The sequence below is a fragment of the Streptomyces sp. NPDC059455 genome, assembly GCF_042750115.1.
Taxonomy (GTDB): domain Bacteria; phylum Actinomycetota; class Actinomycetes; order Streptomycetales; family Streptomycetaceae; genus Streptomyces; species Streptomyces endocoffeicus.
In genome coordinates, this window is the sequence record NZ_JBHYVB010000457.1 from 1 (window position 1) to 2331 (window position 2331).

The 2331-nt window shown below is 75.1% G+C and carries 2 protein-coding genes; one reads left to right on the forward strand and one right to left on the reverse strand.

Features of this window, described 5'->3' with window-relative positions:
* The first annotated feature begins 140 nt into the window (after positions 1 to 140).
* A complete protein-coding gene (locus ACFXB5_RS53485; RefSeq protein ID WP_385223311.1) occupies positions 141 to 1067 on the forward strand; it encodes an SDR family oxidoreductase in 927 nt (308 codons plus the stop codon).
* Positions 1068 to 1077: 10 nt separating this feature from the next.
* Here ACFXB5_RS53485 and ACFXB5_RS53490 read toward each other — a convergent pair whose 3' ends face one another.
* Positions 1078 to 2043: a helix-turn-helix transcriptional regulator gene (locus ACFXB5_RS53490; RefSeq protein ID WP_385223313.1), complete on the reverse strand. Its 966-nt coding sequence runs from the start codon at positions 2041 to 2043 to the stop codon at positions 1078 to 1080.
* Between the last annotated feature and the right edge of the window lie 288 nt (positions 2044 to 2331).

Here is a 2331-nt window from a genome sequence, read left to right on the forward strand (position 1 = left end):
GCACCGCGCGGTGCGGGGCCCCCCCCAACCCCCCCCCGCGGTGGGGGGGGTCCCCGCCCCCGGCCCCCCCGCGGGGCCCCCCCCCCCCCCCCGGGGCCCCACCACGTCACCCAACACGGCATTCACACCGAGAGGACGTATTGGACGTGAGCACACAGGGCGCACTGGCGGGCCGGGTCGCGCTCGTCGCGGGGGCGACGCGCGGCGCGGGCCGGGCGATGGCCGTCGAGCTGGGGGCGGCCGGGGCCACCGTCTACGCGACGGGGCGCACCACCCGGGATCGGATCAGCGAGGTGGGGCGGGCCACCGAGACCATCGAGGAGACGGCGGAGCTGATCACGGCCGCCGGCGGCACGGGCATCGCGGTGCCGACGGACCACCTCGAGCCCGAGCAGGTCCGGGCGCTGGTGGAGCGGATCGACCGGGAGCAGGGCCGGCTGGACGTCCTGGTCAACGACGTATGGGGCGGTGAGGCGCTGATCGAGTTCGGCAAGAAGACCTGGGAGACGAATCTGGCGGGCGGGCTGCGGATGCTCCGGCTCGGCGTCGAGACCCACCTCATCACCAGCCACTACGCGCTGCCGCTGCTGATCCGGCACCCGGGCGGTCTGGTGGTCGAGGTGACCGACGGAAACGAGGAGTTCAACAAGACGTACCGGCTGAACCTCTTCTACGACCTCGCCAAGAACGCGCCCATCCGCACCGCCTTCGGGCTCGCGGAGGAGCTGAAGGAGTTCGACGGCACGGCGGTCAGCGTCTCGCCGGGCTTTCTGCGCTCCGAGCAGATGCTGGACCACTTCGGGGTGACGGAGGGGAACTGGCGGGACGCGGTGGAGAAGGAGCCGCACTTCGCCATCGCCGAGTCACCGCACTTCGTCGGGCGCGCGGTCGCCGCGCTCGCCGCCGACCCGGACCGGGCGCGGTGGAACGGCAAGTCCGTCTTCAGCGGGGAGCTGGCCAAGGTCTACGGCTTCACCGATCTGGACGGCTCGCGGCCGGACGCCTTCGGCTACTTCCGGGACGTCGTCTTCGGCGGTAAGGAGGGCACGGCGGCCGACTACCGGTAAAACCGCGCGGTCACCGGTACAGCTCCGCCGTACGGCGCGCCGCCTCCGCGAAGAGCGCCCGCAGCTCCGGCGGCCCCAGCACCTCCGCGTCCGGGCCGAGCCCGAGCAGCTGGGCGAGGGCGACCTCGTACGACTCGACGGGCAGGGTGACGGTGAGCCTCCCCTGCCCGTCGGGTTCCCCGGCCTCACGCACGGCCTCCTCGGCCGCCACCCGGTCCGTGACATGCTGCAGCCGCCGGGCCCCGGCCGGAGTCAGCCGTACGACCGCCCGCTCGCGCAGGATCGAGCGGGCGAACTGCTCGGCCCGCTCCTCCCAGAAGGCGGGCAGGTCGAACTCCTCGTCCCGGGTGAAGCGGGCGCCGGCCGGTTCGACGGCGGCGAAACGATCCACCCGGTACACCCGGAAGCCGCCCTCCGCGCGGGCCGCGAGATACCAGACGCCCGCCTTGAGCACGAGCCCGTACGGTTCCAGCTCCCGCCGGACCTCCGCGTCCCGGCGCCGGTAGCGGACGGCGATCCGCAGATCGTCCCAGACCGCGTCGGCGATGCCCGGCAGCAGCTCCGGCGCCTCCGGCTCCCGCCACCAGCCCGGGGCGTCGAGGTGGAACCGCTGGGCCACCGTGTGGGAGGCGTCCCGCAGCTCCGGGAGCAGCGCGGCGGACACCTTCAGCCGGGCGGCGGAGGCGGCGTCCGCGAGCCCCATCTCGCGCAGCGCGGAGGGCACACCGGACAGGAACAGCGCCTCGGCCTCGGTCCGCCCGAGGCCGGTCAGCCGGGTGCGGTAGCCGCCGATGAGCCGGTAGCCCCCGGCCCGGCCCCGGTCCGCGTAGACCGGGATCCCCGCCTCGGACAGCGCGGCCGCGTCCCGCGTCACGGTGCGCTCGGAGACCTCCAGCTCCCGCGCCAGCTCGGCCCCCGTGATCGAGGGCCGAGCCTGGAGCAGAAGCACCATCTTGATGAGCCGAGCAGCACGCACGGCCCCATGATGCCGTGCCCTCCGGGCGAGCGGCGGACCATGGCGGGCTCGCGGCCGAAGCGCGCCCGGGCGCTCCCGGGGCGGGCTCGGTCTTGCGTGCGGCCCGTCGGCCGGATACCGCCCCGCGCGGCGGTTGGGAGGCGGGGCGCCGCGCCCCGGGCCCCGGGCGTCCGGCGGTTCTTTCCCCTCCCCGCCCCTTCCCGGCACCTGACGATATGCGGCTCCGCCGCGTGGGGGGCTCCGCCCCTGGACCCCGCTCCTCACACGCCGGAGGGGCTGGATTGTGAC